This window comes from Mesorhizobium sp. M2E.F.Ca.ET.209.01.1.1 (assembly GCF_004010375.2).
In the GTDB taxonomy this organism is placed as follows: Bacteria; Pseudomonadota; Alphaproteobacteria; order Rhizobiales; family Rhizobiaceae; genus Mesorhizobium.
In genome coordinates, this window is sequence record NZ_SADP02000419.1 from 1 (window position 1) to 372 (window position 372).

The 372-nt window shown below is 66.7% G+C and carries 1 protein-coding gene; it reads right to left on the minus strand.

Going from position 1 to position 372, the window contains the following annotated elements; translation table 11 throughout:
* The coding region (locus EN852_RS36270; protein WP_189546429.1) for an SOS response-associated peptidase family protein at positions 1–372 on the minus strand (372 nt) is incomplete at both ends.

The following is a 372-nucleotide window of genomic DNA, read 5'->3' on the forward strand; positions in this document are numbered from 1 at the left end:
GCCGTGCCCGGGAGTCCACAGGCCGGCGAAGAAGAACAGCGGACGCTCTTTGCTCAGCGCAAACCAGAAATTCTTCTGTACGCCGGTTTCGGGGTCCTTGTCGCCGGGCGTCGGCGACGGCTCGGCGAAGCTCGTCACCGGCACCACGCAGCGGTTCTCCACACCGAGATAAGGCAGCCAGTGGGCGTATTGCGGATTGCGGATGTTGGTGGTGCCGGAATCGGCGTTGCCGCGTATCCGTTCCGGCGGCGTCGGCATGCCCCAGCGCAGCCTGGCAAGTTCGCGGCTGCCATCGGCGGCATTGCGCACAACCGGCGCCGGCCGGTTGGGATAGATGTCGACCGAGGGCTCGAGGTTGCCGGAGATGTCGCG